Below are 17,976 nucleotides of genomic sequence, written 5' to 3'. Positions count from 1 at the left end.
CAAGTTGTAGGATTCTATGCATACTGAAAGTAATCTATCTTTCACGGGGAGGTATCCTATGAGCACGCAAAAAAAGTTCATCATTCCTATTCCTTATGAATTACTATACCAACTGTATGTAACAAAACGCATGACCACCAAAGCCATCGCCGAACAATTACACTGCAGTCAAAGCACTATCTGTCAACGACTACGAGACTATGGGATTCCTTTCCACAGTAGAATCCCTAGTATCCCCAAAGACGAACTGACTCAACTCTATGAACGAGGTGAATCCATCAAAGCCATAGCTCAGCACTTTCACGTAACTCCTAGAACCATCTATAGTCGATTACATCAATGGCATTTAAAAGAAGTACGCCCTAGTTCTACACCAAAATCATTACCAACTTCGTATATCCTAGAAGCCTATGAAGAGGGTACTAGTGCGGCTGCCATCAGTCGCGAGTTTCATGTAGCTCCTTCTACCATCATCCATATTCTGCAACGTCACGGTATTCCACTCCGGAATAGTATGAAACGTATTGACTTACCCATCGATGATATTTGCCATCTCTATACACAACACAAACTATCTACCATTCATATCGGTAAACTGTACGGAGTGAAAGCGTCTACTATTGCCTCTCGATTGCGGGAACAAGGTATTATCTTGCGTGGCAACAAAGAGCAGATTCCTGAACACAGCATTATCTCCCAATACTTGCAGGGAACACCCTTACAAATGATAGCTCATACACATCATACTAAATACCATACTATTCGCAATCTATTAATGCGTCATGGGGTCTACCAAAAGGCAAAACGCATCCGAGATCACACCTATGCTATACAAAGTTTACACCAAAGGGAGCACCTATCTGTAGCAGAAATTGCCACCCACTACGGCTGCCATCCGGAAACGATTCGTCGCATCATCAAAGATATACCCTCTAAGGGGAAATCTGTCCATTGATATCCTTGCTATGACTTCCAAAGTAACGTATACTAAAGGTAGGTATATCGTTTTTAAAAAGGAGTTCATCATGGAGTATATCTTTGCCCTACTACCTTACTTTACGATAGGTATCGTAGCAGCGTTTATCTCTCGGTTTACGGGAATCGCTATTTCTTTCTTACTAGTACCTACCCTTCTATATTGGGGTGCTACACCAGTAGAAGTCGTATCATTTATGTTAACATTCACTTTGTATAATACATTTACCTTAGAAACACAAGATGTACGATTAGATTTTAAAGAATTAACCTTCTTTCCAGGGTGGAAATTAGTCCTCCCTCTTGTTATCTCTTTTGGATTGAGCCTCGTATCTCCGCACTTATCCATCGGTTTATTCATCTTTTTCTTTATCTTAGAATTAGGCGCCGCCTTGTACAAGCGCATTCCAGAAGCAGAACGCCCTACGTTACAACAAATTGGAGTTTCCTCCTTACTAGCAGCTGGTTGGACCATCGTTGGCGTTTTAGCTTACCGCTATATTCCTGATACGTGGTACTTCTTAGTAGTAGGTATTGCCATGCTGGGCTTAACTTGGTTTGCTTACTATGCAGGGGCTAATCGTTATGCTATGCGTCAATCTTGGACCGCTATTTGGCCTTCCTTATCTTTACTATTAGGTCTATTCGGATTAGATGTTTCTTCGTACATTCATGGGGTGAGACGGAATTTCCCATCTCCTTTTGATCGCATTGTACCCATGATTACTGTCATCGGAGCCTTTGCGGGCACCATGGTATTATTTGTAGTAGAAAACCAATTCTCCCTCGCTTCCTTAATTGCTGCCGTTGGTTGTGCCTTCGGTATCCGCATGTTTGGATACTACGGATTCAGTAAATCTGGTAAATTTTCTTGGTTAATTATCGGTTTAACCATCCTCATCGTGCTTTGCTTATATTTGGTAAGCCCTACCCCTGTGGGAATGGATACTGGTAACTCTCTATTACAGGCACCGATTGCAGAATAACCTATAGCTAACTATAAAGTGACCCATAACAAACTAGTCCCTAATAAAATAGGACTATAACAAAATAGCCCATAAATAAAAAAGAGGAAAGTTGATTAAAAAGTATCAACTTTCCTCTTTTTTATAAGTTTATCCCTGCGGAAAGGATCCGACATACTCCCACACGCTCATATCTGGCAAATGATTTTTCTCGCACATAGTTTGTAATGTATCCATACACCATGGTATAGTCACATATCTCTTCACATACATATAGTTATATCCATCTTTATCTAAGGCGACTTCCAGATTTAATTGATCCGGATGGTCTTCATCCATAATGGCTTGTACAAATATACAATTTTCCTTAGGGCTATCCCAAAATAGAGTGAAAAAGACACGATCATCTGCCACAATCTGGTGTAACACCGTTTCTACATCTCCCCAAGTGCCTTGTTCATACGTTTCTTCATCTGTTACTAAGCGAAACATTAAGCTTCTCCTTGTTCAATGCGGATGATATCTCCAATACGGTGACACAAGTCATTCAATTGCTCTTGGTCTGGACCTTCTGCCATAACACGAATCAATGGCTCCGTGCCTGATGGACGTACCAAGATACGGCCATTGCTACCCAATTCTTCTTCCGCTTCACGGATTACATCTTGGATAGCTGCATTCGTTTCCCAACCTGCTTTGGTCAATACCCGTACATTCACCAATAATTGTGGGTATTTCGTCATTAAACCAGCTAGTTCAGATAGAGATTTCCCTTTTTCTTTTATAATCGATAAGGTTTGCACCGCCGTTAATAGGCCGTCTCCTGTACTGTTATAATCTAGGAAAATGACATGCCCCGATTGCTCACCGCCAATGGAATACCCTTCAGCTAGCATTTTTTCAAGTACATAGCGATCCCCTACGGCTGTGCTGCAAGTTTGCATACCCAATTCTTTTGCCGCCTTATGAAAGCCAATATTACTCATCACTGTACCTACAATCATATTCTCTTTCAATTTACCTTGCTCTTTCAAATGCAAGCCACAAAGCAACATGATTTGGTCGCCGTCTAAGATTTGCCCTTTTTCGTCAACCATTAGGCAACGATCGGCATCGCCATCATTAGCAATCCCCACCTGGGCACCTTCACGAAGTACTGCCTCTTGCAAGCCTTCTAAATGCGTAGACCCTGCATTGTCATTAATATTCGTGCCATTTGGTGTTACATTGATGGCTACTACCTCTGCTCCTAGTTGGCGAAGAATCTTAGGCCCCACATAGGAAGCTGCTCCATGGGCGCCATCATAGACCACTTTCAGACCCGTCAATGTATCGCTAGTAGATACCACGAAGTTCACATATTCTTCCACCCAGTCTTGATGATAGAAGATTTGACCAATATCACCCTTTGTAGGACGTGGCAAACCATCATCAGCACTGGCGGTACATAATTTTTCAATTTCATCTTCTACCGCGTCAGGTAATTTGAAGCCGTTACCATCAAAGAATTTGATGCCATTATCTGGGTACGGATTATGGGATGCAGAAATCACAACCCCTGCTGTACAGTTTTTTTGACGTACTAAGTACGCAATGGCAGGTGTTGGGGCTTCCCCTAAAATGATGACATCTCCCCCTACCGCACAGATGCCAGATGCCAACGCATTTTCTAACATACCGCCGGAAATACGTGTATCACGGCCAATCAAGAAAGTAGGGCGGTCCACCGATTGTCCAAAATACGATGCCGCTGCACGACCTAGATGATAAGCCAATTCCGGCGTTAAAAATTCATTCACTAATCCTCGTACCCCATCTGTACCAAATAATCTACTCATGACTATCTCCTTTCAAAGGACCATAGGTATTCATAATGACTATGGCCGTTTCTGCCCCATCTAAAGCGGCACTCATGATACCACCTGCATATCCTGCACCTTCCCCAATAGGATATAATCCTTTCGTGGACTGTGAAAGTCTATCTTCATCTCGTACGATGCGAAGTGGTGCTGATGTCCGTGTTTCCACCCCAGTCATACACACATGGTCCGCATCAAATCCTTGTATGCGTCGCCCAAAATATGACAACGCCTTGGCTAATGTATGTGTCACATAGTCCGGCAAGCATTGATGGATATCTGCTGGTGTGACCCCTGGCTCATAACTATAGTTCTTGCGCTGTACATCATTTGCTGTTGTACGGCCTAAAAAATGACCGACAGTCTGAATAGGGGCATGGTAATTGCGTCCCCCCACGATAAACGCTTGTTCTTCCCACTTCCGCTGAAAATCTACGCCAGCCAATGGATGGTCTCCAAAATCTCGTGGCCCTACTGTGACTACTAAAGCGCTATTGGCAATACCACTATCACGAGCGTACAAACTCATACCATTGGTCACAACACCACCTTCTTCAGAAGCGCTCGCTACGACTTGGCCCCCCGGACACATACAGAAACTGTAGCAAGAGCGATCTTGCTCTTTATCATGATACACTAAAGAATATTCCGCAGCTCCTAACCCAATATCTGCTGGATCCACACCATATTGTGACGTGTCGATGACATCTTGATCATGTTCAATACGCACGCCGATAGCAAAAGCTTTACCTTCTAGGTGGACGCCTCTTTCATAGAGCATGTGGTACGTATCCCGAGCACTGTGGCCCACACCTAACATGACGATATCCGCAGAAATCCGTTCCGTGCCATTAACAATAACCCCGGTCACAACTTGATTCTCCATTTCAATGTTTGTCACTTGCGCGCCAAATCGAACGTCTCCACCCCAAGCAATAATTTGCTGTCGCATAGCTTTTACCATGTGGCGTAAAATATCTGTCCCAACATGAGGTTTATGTTTATATAAAATTTCTTCTGGTGCTCCAAACTCTACGAAGTACGTGGCAATCTCATAAAGTCGTGGATGCGTCACACGAGTCGTTAATTTACCATCTGAAAAAGTACCTGCCCCACCTTCACCAAATTGTACATTCGATTCTGGTTTAAAAATGCCTTCTTTCCAAAACTGTTCTACATCCAAAGTGCGTTGGTCTACATCTTGACCCCGTTCTAATACGATAGGACGGTATCCTTCTCGTGCTAAATAGAACGCTGCTAGCATCCCCGCCGGTCCAAATCCTATCACCACTGGACGATGTTGCATCGGTTTAGTACCACATACGATGGGTTCCGGCATTTCTGGTTCCATCAATGTAATGTCCTTATGTCGGCTTAATTTTTTTATCAATTGTTGCTCTTGATCTACTTCTAAAAATAAAGTGTACACAAAAGTAATATGTGGTTTCTTTCTAGCATCCACAGCCCGTCGTACAACGTGGATAGCTGTAATATGCCCTTGTAAGGGACTATATTTTTTAACAAGTAATTCTTCTAACCGTTCTGCATCTTGCACGGGTATCCGAAAATTAATGATACGTAACATGCTGTTCTCCTACATCTGTGGTTCTATTTCTACTTTCACCACAACTCGGTCTGTCGTTGTTGTCACACCTTCTGGCAATACTAAACTATATCTACCGGTAAAACTACCAGTAACGCCTTGGACTGAAATATCAATAGTTTTGACTCCATCTAGGCCATTCAGGATGGACTCCTTCCCGGAAATAGTTAATTCCTTTGGTTCTACCACAACTCGTTTCACTGTATACCCAACAGGGACAGTCCCTATTATATTAGGTTGCACTGGTACTTTTTTCTCCATCCGAATACGTTCTAGCTCGTATTGGATTTGTGCACCTTTAGGTGTAATCGTCAACCCTTCCACCACATTACCTGCCGAATCCACTGGTAGGATATCCCCTACTTCTGTGAAGCTTTCACGGTGATTATCTAAGTTAATACGAATCACAGCATAGGAAGCTTTACTCACTAAATGAGCAGGTCCAGAGATGGTAACTGTGGTAGGCATAATTTTTGACTCTTTAATGGCAATGTCATTTGGCACTGTACCCAATGGGTGTGCCTGCACTTGCAATTCTTTCACCATATACTCATCCACTGTGACGGTTACATTCTCTGGTGTGATACCATCTATGAAAGTTCCTGTAGGCGGTGTAAAATTAATCGTTACATTTTCCTGTCCTACACGGGCATTTTTCATGTTTACGTAGGCTTTCAATACAGATGGATTAATATCAAAAATAGCATTACGAGGACCTCGTAAATGAACACGTACTTCGCTAGGTACCCCTTCTACTAAATAGCTTTGATCCAAGTTTTGCACTTGCACTGGTACGGTATATGTCATGTCAATCACCGGATTTTGATCCTTCATAACGTACAGCCACATACCAATCGCACAAAACAGGCAAAATAGTTTCATTCCCCAATTATGTTTTAATCCTACTATCCAATGCATCATTTCGATTCACCTCGTTTTATTTTAAGCAAAGAACTGACTGCACTTGGCGTTGGCTCAAGTAACGATAACATAATGGTGCGCAATGTATCTTCTGTGACGCCACGGTGAATCTGACCTCCTAGAGCGTAGGAAATTTGTCCCGTTTCTTCGCTGACCACCACCACTAAAGCATCACTCTCTTCACTTTGCCCCAAAGCTGATCGGTGTCGTGTCCCCAATTCCTTACTGACGTCACGATTTTGACTCACTGGAAGTAAACTGGCAGCCGTCTCAATTCGACCATTACGGATAATCACCGCCCCATCATGGAGAGGAGATTTAGGATAGAACAAATTCATTAACAATTCACTCGTTACCAATCCATCGATACGAGTCCCTTGCATGGATAAGACATCTAATTTCATATTTCTTTCAAAGACCATAAGGGCCCCAATCTTACGACGAGACATGCTACGGCAAGCGATGACTACTTCTTTTACAATAGATGTTAATTCTTCTTTAGAAATTTTTGTACGAGATGAGAAAAATCCAGTACCACTACCCAATTGTTCTAACAGGCGTCGTAATTCTGGCTGAAATACGATGGGTAATGCAATCATAAGGACTGCCACACTTTGTTGCATAATCCAACTGATAGTATGTAATCCCATAAAATGCGCCACAATATTAATAACCACTAAAACCCCCAAGCCTTTTAATAGTCCTAGGGCTCTTGTGTTTCTTACTAATCGATATAAATAATAGAATAAGGTTGCTACCACAAGAATGTCTATGACATCTAAGAACCGTAATGTTTCTAATGTAGTTTGTAATTGAAACAGCATAGAATATCTCCTATCCTTTCTAATACAAAATAAGGGCACATGCTTATGCATGTACCCTTTTATTGTATCCTATATTGGTATTTTTTTCTAGTAACGCAACACTTATAGGCGATAGGTTTCGATTAACACATCCATATTACCACCACAAACCATGCCTTCTTTGACCGCTACATCATCATTTAAATCCACATAAATACGTCGGAAAGCTTCTTTCTTTTCCAATGCATCTACGGCACTCAAACGAATTTCATTTTCTGCACGACCACCACCGATGGTGCCAAAGATAGAGCCATCAGGATGAACAATCATAGTCGTTCCCGCTTTACGTGGCGTAGATCCATGGGTGTTTAAAATGGTTGTCACGGCTAGTGTATCTTGTTTATGTTGTTGTAAATATTCTATAAACTCATGCTTCATGTGCATCCCCCTTTTTTGATAAAAACCCACCTCGTCTACGATAGCTAACTGCCATATATTCTGCTACGATAGAAAGTGCTATCTCTTCTGGCGTTTGGGCACCTAAATCTAATCCGATAGGTCCATATAACATATCTAGTTCTTGTTGTGTCCAACCTTCTTCTTTTAACACTTCAAAAGCATGGAAAATACGTTTATGGCTGCCCATTACACCTACATAGGTTGGTAGCACAGATCGCACTTGGTGTAAGCATACACTATCGAACTCATGAGCTCTAGTCACTACTACAATGCCTGTATATGCACGAAGATTCAAATGCTCTTGTAGATTTTTAAAATCTAAATGCACTCGTTTCACACGAGGATCAAAAAAGTCCTCTCGTAAATATTCTGCGCGGTCATCCACTACGGTTACGCCACAACCAATGAATAAGAATTGGTCAGCCACACAACGACTAACGTGACCAGCCCCTAAGATAAGAACTTCTGGATTTTTTTCTATGGGTTGCAAAAAGCATTCCATATCTTCAATAGAAAATAATTGTGGCTCTATTCTTTGCGGTACTGTAAAGCCTTCAATGGCATTACCATACAACACGTCGCCGGTATAGCTATACATCACTTTATCGCCTTGTCGTTCTCCAGATAAAATCGTTACGATTAACGATGCTTCATCTTTTGCCATACGCTCTTGCGCAATATCCATCAGATTCATGGTACTACTCCTTTATCTGCTCATATTCCCATGCAGTGATAGCCTCCATCACACCACCGCCGACAGCTAATGCTTTATCCGATATAGTAAAACAATGACTATCTTCACATCGTGCGTCTATATCCGCTAATTTAAAACCTTTCGTTACTAAAATATTAGAAGCTAAGATGCCTCGCAAGGTACCTGTAATTTTTGCATGCACTGGTACATTCTCTACGTAGCCTATAATAGAGCCTGCCTCCACTTGATCTCCAATATGGCTTTTCGCAACAAATAGTCCTTCCTCTGGGGAGTGTATCACTCGCTCATGAGTATAGCCTCCCACATTGCCCGGAATACCTGTATTCGCCAGAGCTGGTCCTTCATAAATGCATCGTCCCAAAGTATGGCCTCGCATGGTTTCAACCACAACATGGACATCCTTACCAGCGTTAAATCCGGGACCACATCCGATGACGAGCGAGGCGTCAGTTTTTTGAGTCCCTATATTTCGCTTTGCTAAAATCGCATCTACAACAATAGTCGGCTGTATGGTAGCTAACAAGGTTTCATAAGGCTCAGTCACTACAGGAATTGCCTCACGGCTAGCTAACAATTTTGGTACATCTTGCAAGGGTACATGGCGAGAGCGCAAGCGTTCTAAAATCATTTCTCCTCGATGTACGGCATTCCCATAAGATACTTCTCTACGAATCATAGTAGGAATGGCGATTTCATTAATCACCACAGGATACCCTGCCCGCCACAATCGATACACAGCACCAGATGCCACATCTCCACCACTACGGATTAAAATGATTGGTTTCATAAGGTCCTCCTTCGCTCACGATACGTTCATAGTCTTCTTTCGTATCAACATCTATACCACTATGCATAGTACATTGCCTTTCAAGCCATACATGTTTCACATAAGGAGCTCCATCACCTTTAAGAATAACACGACCACCCCTATCACCAGGAATTAAGCGCAATGCATCTGCCCAATATCTTCCAAATACGACGGGATTTCCTCGTTCTTTGTCCGGTCCATACTGAGGTTGTACAATGGTTTTTTCATCACCTATATTCCTGAAAGCATGACACAATTCATCAATGACTTGTATATTCAATAAGGGTTGATCGATGACACCACATAGAATCGCTTCTAGGCGTTCTTTCTGCATACATTCCCATTGTAATAAGGACTCTACCCCTAAACGAATCGATGTGCCCTGCCCTAACTGTGGTTGCTCATTAAGAATTGGAATCCCCTGTACCTTACGTACCATATCATCCACACCCATACGTGGATCGATTACCACCGCCAGTGGCTGTACCATACTATATTTAGATAGGGCAATCTCCAATAAGGTGCGTCCTTGATACGTTAATAATTGCTTGGCGCTTCCCATACGTTTCGATTGTCCAGCACCTAATAATACACACCCTATAGCCATGTTACTATCCTCTGTATACAACAATGTTCACGATACCCATTAGCCAATACTACTTTGTGTAATGGAAGAGCTTGTAATGATTGTAAAAATACATCTCTCATCGATGGGGTTACCGTATCACATCCTGTACAGAAAACAACACGCTTCCCGCGAGCATATTGAAAGATTCCTTTCTCATGTTCTAATAGCTTTGCCACTCCTGCGGGTGTAATCGCATCTCCCACGGGAATCCCTATAATGGATTGCACTTCTTCTATGCGATGTACATAATCCTCTGTGAGCGGTTTGCCTAAAACCTGCATATTCACTACCGCAATGGTAGTCGTCGTTGTACTGGGTATCACTGGTTCATGAGGCTTAGGGGCTTTTAACCATTTCGTTTTCGCCCCATCTGCCTCAACAACAATGGACCAATCTGGATGATGATCATGCAATGTATCCAGTAATCCTGGTTCTAGGCCTACTACTTTATGACCGGCTACCGCTTGGAACCAAGATCCGATCTGACCCCGTTTCATTTGTTCTACAATATGAGTTTCACCAAGTGCTAGGTCATCCCCATAGTAGGGATTCCAGGGAGCCACTTGCGCAGAGCCCATCTTTGTTGTAGTTGTTACCAGAACTGGTCGCTCTAAACTGACTGCCACAGCACCTAGTCTAGATACGACTGTCGTTTTGCCACCAGCCCCTACGACAGCTATAATCCCTGGCTCTAACAAAGACTCCCAGTACTTCTTATCGCCCATCTTGTATCTCCTATTGCTAGTTTTACTTATTTATTTTGTAATGCTGTATATACACGTTCTGGAATCATTGGTAATGTTGTCACCTCAGCACCTGTAGCATTCAAAATTGCTCCTTGAATCGCTGGACAAGATGTATTAATAACAACTTCTCCAATCGATTTAACACCATAAGCACCAGTTGGTTCATAGGATTCTACAAAATCCACATGGATTCTACCAGTATCTAACCGTGTTGGTAATTTGTAATGCATAAAGTTATTCGTTTCTAATACACCACGAGAAGAATAGCGAATTTCTTCATACAATGCCATACCAATTCCTTGTACAATGCCTCCTTCGGCTTGGACTTGTGCCAAGTTTCGATTCACAATGGTACCGCAATCGACAACGCCATAGTATTCTTGAGGAATGACCTTACCTGTTTCTAGGTCTACTTTCACCTCTGCAATGCCCACCATGAAAGGCGGTGGCGATGTTTCACTACCCCAAGTAGCCATGCCGCTTAAGTAGTGACCTTTCGATCCTAACACAAGTTTCGGAGCCAATTCTTGAGTCGTCATTGTTTTAGAACCATCTGCAGTCCACGCTTTTTCCCCATCAAATGAAAGAGTGCTAGGATCCACGTCTAAAATGCGACCAAACTCTTGTAAGATTTTTTCTTTCAATTCGTCACAAGCTAATTTAGTAGCTGTCCCAGTCACATAAGTCGCGCTCGATGCATAGGAGCCTGGGTCGAATGGTACCACATCCGTATCTGCCTCATAGACTACCATCATATCCATCGGACAGCCCAAGGTTTCACAGGCAATTTGAGCCAATACCGTATTGGACCCCTGACCCATATCTGTAGAACCTGTAAACAACATATAAGTACCATCATCCAACATACGCACTTCTACGGAAGCAGTATCTATGTTAGCAATCCCAGAACCTTGGAATGCAAGGGCTACCCCCAAACCGCCTCTATAACGGTCATCAATTTTCCAAGATTTAGGGCGATTATCCCAATTAGACATTTCTTTCGCCTTTTGGATAGCTTCTCTTAATAAACCCGATTCCAACACTTCTCCTGGGTCGAAAGATTGTGCTGTTTCTCCTACACTAATTAAGTTTTTCAATCGCAACTCAATTTCGTCCACACCCATGGTATGTGCTAATTTCGTAATAGCACACTCCAACGGCCACAAGGCTTCTGTAGCCCCATAGCCACGGAATGCACCACCTGGCATATGGTTCGTGTATACAACGTTCGACTCATAACGAATCGCTTTCGTTTTATTATATAATGGCAAGGATTTATGTTCCCCTGCTGTGAGAGTCGTCAACGCATGGCTACCATGTGCGCCAGCATCAGATACAGCTACCATATCAATGACTTGGATAATGCCGTCTTTTGTAGCCCCTACACGAATTTTCCAATCCCGTGCATGTCGACTGGTAGAACAGTTATTGGCTTCGTGACGATCGTATATGATATAGGATGGTTTTTTCAATTTCCACGTCACAAAAGCTGGGAACATTTCTGTGCAGCCTGTTTGTTTAGATCCGAAACCACCGCCAATACGAGGTTTGATAACACGAATTTGAGCCGCTGAAAGCCCTAATGCACGTGCCACATGTCTACGAATATGAAATGGTACTTGTGTGGAACTCGTGATGACAAGACGGTTAAATTGGTCAATGGTAGCAAATGTTCTAAACGTTTCCATCGCCGATTGTAAAGTAGCTTGGTCAAAGTAAGACTCTTCTACTACATAATCACACTTTGCCAACTCCGCTTCTAAATCCCCCACCACATGACTATAGGAACAAGCAATATTTCGTTTCGGATCGCCCCCTACTGGAAAATTATAGTGGAAGTCTTCTTCATCATGAATGATACTTGGATGGTCGATTGCTGTGTGTATATCCAAAACTGGTTCATACACCTCATATTGTACTTTGATGAGAGGCATGGCTTTTAATGCTGTCCGTTCATCCACAGCCACGATTATCGCTACTTCATCTCCTACATAACGAACCACTTGATCTAAAATCAACATATCGTATGCAGATGGTTCTGGATAACTTTGCCCAGCCAAAGTAAATCTAGTTTGTGGCACATCTTTATAAGTATAAATAGCCTCCACCCCTGGTACTTTCAAAGCTGCCTCAATATTAATGTCTACAATTTTAGCAAATGCATGAGGGCTACGAAGAATCTTAATACATAAGGCATTCGATGGAATAAAATCTTCTGTATAGGCTGCTTTACCACTCAAAATCGTTGTGGAGTCTATTTTCTTATAACTCTGTCCTAAGTGTTTCATAGTGTTTCGCCTCCTAAAAATTTACGAATCCCCCGCATATGTGATTCATAACCTGTACAACGGCATAAATTATTGTTTAGGTAAGCTTTAATTTCTTCGTCCGTAGCATTTGGGTATTTACGACGTAGTGCAATCGCACTCATCATCATGCCCGTTGTGCAGTAACCACATTGGTCAGCACCTTCTTCTGCTAAGCAATCTGCTAATTGAGCTGCCTCTTCTGCGACACCTTCTAGGGTAGTAATCTCATGATTCACCGCTCTAAAAGTAGGGTACGCGCAAGATAAGATAGGATCGCCATCTACCCACACTGTACATAAACCGCAGTTCGTGGTATCACAACCGCAACGTACGCTATAAAAACCTAAGTTACGTAATGTTTCCAATAACATTTCATCTGTTTCGATGAGAACTTTTCGTTTCACTCCGTTCACTTGTAACATTATTTCCATTGTGCCACCTCTTTTACCAATCGTTTAAACATGTTTTTTGCCATCTCTAAGCGATACTCTGCACTTGCATGTGAGTTACTTTGAAAGGATAGGTTTTCTTGAATCAAACTTACCGCTTCATCCAAAGCATCTAAGCCTTTTTCATTGATTATCTGGCAAGCTTTTGTTGCTAATGCAGGTTTTCCTGGTCGACAACCAATATATACTGAGTAGCCTTGATCATCTAATCGAGCAGATCCCGTTAAATATGGGAAATCTGAAGTCGATTTCCGCAATGCCTCAATCGCCACTGGCGTTTCTTGTTTAGGCACAATAATCTCAAGTAATAAATCTCTAGTTCCATAGGTTAAGTATTGTTCTATTGGCATACGGCCTGCCTCAAACAAACGTACCTCTGCTCGTAATGCTAATAAGGCAGGAATAATATCAGAGAAGCCAAATTTGGCTGCTATTGATCCCCCCATGGTAGCCATGCTTCGGAATTGAACACCTAAAATATCTTTCACAGCTTTTGGGAGCACCCCGCCACAGAATGTTTTAAATGGTTCATACACCTCTACATCCCGTTGTGTAGCCATGGCACCAATACGAAATTCTGTGTTCTCTTCTTCAATATAACGAAGCCCTAATTCAGACAAGTCAATTACCATAGGCCATTTACGATTTCCCAACCGTGTCCAGCAACCACCTGCTAAGATAGGTGCCATCTTTTGCTTCACCATCAGTGCATGCGCCTCTTCTACTGTTTTAGGCTGCTGCACTTGCATAAACATAAGCATACTTATACCTCCTGACTCCAATATCCCTATATACTTATTGTACCATGTATAGGAAGATTTTGGCATATGGATTATCTCACATATCCAGGTTCTATATACTGAATCCATATACACATGTATTATAGAACCTAAAAATAGAGGTAGGTTGAGTCAACACTTCAACCTACCTCTATAATATATTAAAAGTTCTTTATCTTAGTATGGAACTTCTGTTTTACGAGCTACACCTGTTTTAATAGCTGTTTCAGCTACAGCTTTAGCCACTGCCAATGGAACGCGTTTATCGAAGGCATTAGCTACTACATAGTCTTCTGCTAATTCTTCATCAGTGACAAGAGCTGCTAATGCGTCAGCCGCTGCCAATTTCATTTCATCATTGATTTCACGTGCTTGTACGTCGATGGCGCCACGGAAAATACCAGGGAATACGTTCACGTTATTGATTTGGTTCGGCGCATCACTACGGCCTGTACCCATGACACGTACACCAGCTGCTTTCGCATCATCGTACATTACTTCTGGGTTAGGGTTAGCCATAGCAAATACGATAGCATCGTCAGCTAAGCTTTCCAAAATTTCTTTTGTGAAAGCACCTGCTGCAGATACACCTAACAATACGTCAGCGCCTTTTGCAATTTCTGCCAAGTTGCCAGTTTTTGTTTCTTGGCCTAATGTTTTGATCAATTCAGCTTGCAAAGAATCAAGACGTTTGTAGTCTTTATTCAATACGCCAGAGCTTACCATCAATGTAATATCACGAGCGCCTGCTAAGTATAATATACGAGCGATGTTCGCACCTGCTGCCCCAGCACCATTTACAACGATTTTTACTTTGGACAAATCTTTTTTCACGAAACGAAGGGCTGCTTTTACACCTGCCAAGCAAGCGATAGCTGTACCGTGTTGGTCATCATGGAATACTGGGATTTCCAATTCTTTTTTCAAGCGATTTTCGATTTCGTAGCATTTAGGAGAAGAAATATCTTCTAAGTTAATGCCAGCGAAGTTTTTTTGTACCAATTTCACAGTATTGATTAATACGTCTGGATCTTTTGTATCAATCACCAAAGGAATGCAATCTACATTACCAAAGCGTTTGAACAATAAGGATTTACCTTCCATAACTGGAATCGCAGCAGCAGCTCCGATATCGCCTAAACCTAATACACGAGTGCCGTCAGATACTACAGCTACCATATTAGAACGACATGTTAAGTCGAAGGATTTGTCTTCATCTTCTTTGATGTGAAGGCACGGTTCCGCTACACCTGGAGTGTATGCCACTGTTAAATCATGAGCATCTTTTAATTCATATTTTGTTCCAGTTTGCAAGAAACCTTTTAGTTCCAAGCGTTTTTCAATTGCTTCTTGTTTTACGTCCATGGGAAAACCTCCTAGATTTTCAATGATGGTAAGTTTCTACCGTAGAATATTTCCGCCATCTCTTGTTTGAGTTGTTGGTTGATTTGCTTACGCTCTTTCAGCGTCAAATCTTCTTCGGTAATACCAAACAAATAATTATTAATATCGTACTCTTTCAGCATCATTTTGGTATGGAAAATATTTTCTTGATACACATTCACATCAATCATATTGTAGAGATTACGAGTTTTAGAGTTAATGTAATTTTGAATGGAGTTCATGCGATGATCCATGAATAATTTTTTACCATGAATATCGCGAGTGAAACCACGCACTCTGTAATCTAAGCTAATGATATCTGAATCAAAGCTATCGATGAGATAGTTCAATGCGTTAAGTGGAGAAATTTGACCACACGTGGATACATCAATATCTGCACGAAATGTACTTACTCCGTTATCTGGATGACTTTCAGGGTAAGTATGAACTGTCAAGTGAGATTTATCGAGATGCATCACCACATCATCTTTCTCTACTTTGTCAACAGGTTCTTCCGAGATCAGAATCGTTACACTTGCTCCCTGTGGATCATAGTCTTGCTTTGCCACATTGAGAACATTAGCTCCGATAATATGTGAAACCTCTGTTAAAATATCAGTCAAACGCTGTGCATTATAAACTTCATCAATGTATTCAATATATTGGCGTTTTTCTTCTTCTGTACGCGTATAACAAATATCATAAATATTAAAACTCAAGGTTTTCGTTAAATTGTTAAACCCATAAAGCTTCATTTTATTTGATTTTACAGATGTATCCATAACTTAATATCTGCCTTCCTTATAATACCTACTTTTATTATATCGAATTACATTTATATATTCAAGACTTTCGATATAAAATTTTCATTTTTTTATTAATTACTTAATTATAGTGTGTCGCAATTGCTCCACTAGCGTCCGTAACGCCTTGCCTCTATGGCTAATAGTCTGCTTTTGTTCCATAGAAATATTAGCCATGGTCGTTTTTAATTTTGGAATGTAAAAGTATGGATCATAACCAAATCCACCTTTTCCCATCGGTGTTAACTGAATCAGCCCTTCACACGTACCGGTAGCACGGATACACTGCCCATTTGGTATAGCCCATACAAGAGCACATTGATAGCGTGCTGTTCTCGCTTCTTCTGGTACATCCGCTAGCTCTTTCACCAATCGCGCGTTGTTCGCTGCATCGTTACCATGTTCTCCTGCAAAACGTGCAGATAATACACCTGGTGCACCGCCTAAGGCATCTACTTCTAGTCCAGAATCATCAGCTACACATGGAAGACCACAAGCCTCTGCATAATATAAAGCTTTCAATTCTGCATTTTCCATAAAAGTAGTACCAACTTCCTCGGGTTCTTCCACGTCCACAACATCATCCACGGTACGTACTTCAAATCCTAATTCTTCAAACGCTGCGGTGAACTCACGAATTTTTCCCTTATTCCGTGTGGCTAATACTACTGCTTTCGGTGCATTTTCATGGCCCACCATATGTCCAATTTCGCCTAATGCTTCACGTTGTGCTTGCATCAACTGCTGAGTACCAGCTTCACCTAAATCTAATAGGCTATTTAATTCATCTCTTGTAAAAGTCCCATGTTCCCCTGTACCTTGTACTTCCACTAATTGGCCCTTTCCGGTACAGACCACATTCATATCCACAACAGCTGCGCTATCTTCTTCATAACACAAATCTAGCATAGGACCCTCTTCACCGATACCCATGGAAATAGCTGCTAAATAGTCTGTTACTGGAAATTTGCCATACCCATCATAGATGGAATAGATGGCATCCACTAAGGCCACAAAAGCACCTGTAATAGAAGCTGTGCGAGTACCACCATCAGCTTGTAGTACATCACAATCTACTGTAATGGATACTTCCCCTAGGGCCTCTAAGTCTACAACAGCTCGCAAAGCACGTCCAATCAAACGTTGGATTTCCACCGTGCGCCCTGTCTGTTTACCTTTTGCTGCTTCTCTAGGTACACGGGTATGTGTAGCTCGTGGCAACAAAGAGTATTCTGCTGTCACCCAGCCCGTACCAGTGCCTTTCAAAAAGCGGGGAACACGATCCTCAACACTAGCCGTACAAAGCACTTTTGTATTACCACATTCAATTAAGACAGATCCCTCTGCGTAGGCAGTGTAATGCCTAGTGATCTTCACTGGGCGTATATCTTTTACACCACGACCATCCATCCGCATCGTCATTCCTCATTTCCCTCTAACATCGGATTATATATACCTCTTATTATACACAATCTCATGGTGGATTGGCAATTTATGTTCGCCTTTGACTGATGGCTCTTTTAGTCGTTCATGAGTAGGCGTTTTTGATGTGAATCTCCGAAATGGCAGAATGCAGTGTACTCCCTCAGAAACGGCACTACGTAATGTTTCTGCGGAAGTACACCGCATTCTGCTTAGCGTTAGTGTGAATTTTTCAAAAGCGCCTACTCATATTGCCGTACCATGATATCTATGTATCAGTCAAAGGCAATCATCTATGTTGAATCTGTCTATAAGATTGTGTATGATCATCGGTATGCGAGGGAGTTCC

General features: G+C 41.9%; 18 protein-coding genes and 1 pseudogene. 2 read left to right on the top strand and 17 right to left on the bottom strand.

Annotated elements, in window-relative coordinates; all coding sequences use genetic code 11:
- Nucleotides 1-58 precede the first annotated feature (58 nt).
- Entirely contained in the window at nt 59-955 is an 897-nt protein-coding gene (locus tag EO117_RS02210; protein ID WP_164727465.1) for a helix-turn-helix domain-containing protein, read from the top strand.
- A gap of 70 nt (nt 956-1,025) precedes the next feature.
- On the top strand, nt 1,026-1,961 hold the full coding sequence (locus tag EO117_RS02205; protein ID WP_126938889.1) for a hypothetical protein: 936 nt from the start codon (nt 1,026-1,028) through the stop codon (nt 1,959-1,961).
- A 129-nt stretch (nt 1,962-2,090) separates the two neighbouring features.
- On the opposite strand, the gene EO117_RS02200 is transcribed toward EO117_RS02205, so the two are convergent.
- From EO117_RS02200 to rph, 17 genes and pseudogenes are all read right to left on the bottom strand, one after another.
- Entirely contained in the window at nt 2,091-2,432 is a 342-nt protein-coding gene (locus EO117_RS02200) for a hypothetical protein (RefSeq protein ID WP_126938888.1), read from the bottom strand.
- Complete coding sequence (glmM, locus tag EO117_RS02195) at nt 2,432-3,778, bottom strand: phosphoglucosamine mutase (protein WP_126938887.1); 1,347 nt, start codon at nt 3,776-3,778, stop codon at nt 2,432-2,434. The genes EO117_RS02200 and glmM overlap by 1 nt, the downstream gene beginning before the upstream one ends.
- On the bottom strand, nt 3,771-5,384 hold the full coding sequence (locus EO117_RS02190) for an NAD(P)/FAD-dependent oxidoreductase (protein ID WP_126938886.1): 1,614 nt from the start codon (nt 5,382-5,384) through the stop codon (nt 3,771-3,773). Before EO117_RS02190 ends, glmM begins: the two co-directional genes overlap by 8 nt.
- 9 nt (nt 5,385-5,393) lie before the next feature.
- A complete protein-coding gene (locus EO117_RS02185) occupies nt 5,394-6,323 on the bottom strand; it encodes a YbbR-like domain-containing protein (protein WP_126938885.1) in 930 nt (309 codons plus the stop codon).
- Nucleotides 6,320-7,147 (bottom strand): diadenylate cyclase CdaA, encoded by an 828-nt coding sequence (gene cdaA / locus EO117_RS02180; protein ID WP_126938884.1) that lies wholly within the window; start codon nt 7,145-7,147, stop codon nt 6,320-6,322. The genes EO117_RS02185 and cdaA overlap by 4 nt, the downstream gene beginning before the upstream one ends.
- Before the next feature lie 102 nt (nt 7,148-7,249).
- Nucleotides 7,250-7,564, bottom strand: coding sequence for an XdhC family protein (locus tag EO117_RS02175; RefSeq protein ID WP_126938883.1), 315 nt, complete (start codon nt 7,562-7,564; stop codon nt 7,250-7,252).
- Nucleotides 7,554-8,279: an XdhC family protein gene (locus EO117_RS02170; protein WP_126938882.1), complete on the bottom strand. Its 726-nt coding sequence runs from the start codon at nt 8,277-8,279 to the stop codon at nt 7,554-7,556. Before EO117_RS02170 ends, EO117_RS02175 begins: the two co-directional genes overlap by 11 nt.
- 4 nt (nt 8,280-8,283) lie before the next feature.
- Nucleotides 8,284-9,087: a selenium-dependent molybdenum cofactor biosynthesis protein YqeB gene (gene yqeB / locus EO117_RS02165; RefSeq protein WP_126938881.1), complete on the bottom strand. Its 804-nt coding sequence runs from the start codon at nt 9,085-9,087 to the stop codon at nt 8,284-8,286.
- Complete coding sequence (locus EO117_RS02160) at nt 9,062-9,715, bottom strand: NTP transferase domain-containing protein (protein ID WP_126938880.1); 654 nt, start codon at nt 9,713-9,715, stop codon at nt 9,062-9,064. Before EO117_RS02160 ends, yqeB begins: the two co-directional genes overlap by 26 nt.
- Nucleotides 9,706-10,461: a selenium cofactor biosynthesis protein YqeC gene (yqeC, locus tag EO117_RS02155; RefSeq protein WP_126938879.1), complete on the bottom strand. Its 756-nt coding sequence runs from the start codon at nt 10,459-10,461 to the stop codon at nt 9,706-9,708. Before yqeC ends, EO117_RS02160 begins: the two co-directional genes overlap by 10 nt.
- A gap of 26 nt (nt 10,462-10,487) precedes the next feature.
- Nucleotides 10,488-12,770 carry a xanthine dehydrogenase family protein molybdopterin-binding subunit gene (locus tag EO117_RS02150; RefSeq protein ID WP_126938878.1) on the bottom strand — a complete coding sequence of 761 codons (2,283 nt, stop codon included), beginning with the start codon at nt 12,768-12,770 and terminating at the stop codon, nt 10,488-10,490.
- Nucleotides 12,767-13,222, bottom strand: coding sequence for a (2Fe-2S)-binding protein (locus tag EO117_RS02145; protein WP_126938877.1), 456 nt, complete (start codon nt 13,220-13,222; stop codon nt 12,767-12,769). Before EO117_RS02145 ends, EO117_RS02150 begins: the two co-directional genes overlap by 4 nt.
- The gene (locus EO117_RS02140) at nt 13,213-14,001 is read right to left on the bottom strand and encodes a xanthine dehydrogenase family protein subunit M (protein WP_126938876.1); all 789 of its coding nucleotides are present in this window, start codon (nt 13,999-14,001) and stop codon (nt 13,213-13,215) included. The genes EO117_RS02145 and EO117_RS02140 overlap by 10 nt, the downstream gene beginning before the upstream one ends.
- Before the next feature lie 195 nt (nt 14,002-14,196).
- Complete coding sequence (locus tag EO117_RS02135; RefSeq protein WP_126938875.1) at nt 14,197-15,384, bottom strand: NADP-dependent malic enzyme; 1,188 nt, start codon at nt 15,382-15,384, stop codon at nt 14,197-14,199.
- 11 nt (nt 15,385-15,395) lie between these two features.
- A complete protein-coding gene (gene speD / locus EO117_RS02130) occupies nt 15,396-16,184 on the bottom strand; it encodes an adenosylmethionine decarboxylase (RefSeq protein ID WP_126938874.1) in 789 nt (262 codons plus the stop codon).
- A 99-nt stretch (nt 16,185-16,283) separates the two neighbouring features.
- Nucleotides 16,284-16,904: an XTP/dITP diphosphatase gene (locus EO117_RS09375; protein ID WP_240632563.1), complete on the bottom strand. Its 621-nt coding sequence runs from the start codon at nt 16,902-16,904 to the stop codon at nt 16,284-16,286.
- Nucleotides 16,896-17,621: pseudogene (rph, locus tag EO117_RS09370) on the bottom strand (ribonuclease PH); the annotation flags it as partial. The pseudogene rph and the gene EO117_RS09375, both read right to left, overlap by 9 nt.
- Nucleotides 17,622-17,976: the final 355 nt, after the last annotated feature.

Source organism: Veillonella sp. VA142 (assembly GCF_003992135.1).
Taxonomy (GTDB): domain Bacteria; phylum Bacillota; class Negativicutes; order Veillonellales; family Veillonellaceae; genus F0422.
Note: the sequence above shows the minus strand (reverse complement) of the source record. Positions and strands in the feature narration are given on the sequence as shown.